The sequence below is a fragment of the Pseudomonas sp. SIMBA_067 genome (genome assembly GCF_046534675.1).
GTDB lineage: Bacteria > Pseudomonadota > Gammaproteobacteria > Pseudomonadales > Pseudomonadaceae > Aquipseudomonas > Aquipseudomonas putida.
The window spans coordinates 1-240 of record NZ_JAWRYH010001237.1 but is presented as its reverse complement, the minus strand read 5'-3'; the positions used below and the strand labels follow the sequence as shown (position 1 = coordinate 240).

Sequence of the window (240 nt, the reverse complement as noted above, 5' to 3'; positions counted from 1 at the left end):
GCGCTGACGCGGGAAAGCGTCCAGCACTTCGAGCATGCCGCCCGGGCCGTTCTGCGCCAGGTGGCCCATTTCGCGGCCCGTGCGAGTACCCACGCCACGGCGTTGCATCTCATCGTCTTCCCACAGCGTGCCGTCGACCAGCAGGCAGTCGGCGCCGTGCATCATCGCCAGCAGCTTGTCGTCCACCTGGCCCAGGCCTGGGGCGTAGAACAGCTTGCCGCCGGTGCGGGTGTCTTCGAC

The 240-nt window shown here is 68.8% G+C and carries 1 protein-coding gene; it reads right to left on the bottom strand.

From position 1 onward, the window contains the following. The coding region (locus tag SB765_RS33240) for an MBL fold metallo-hydrolase (protein WP_410932981.1) at positions 1–240 on the bottom strand (240 nt) is incomplete at both ends.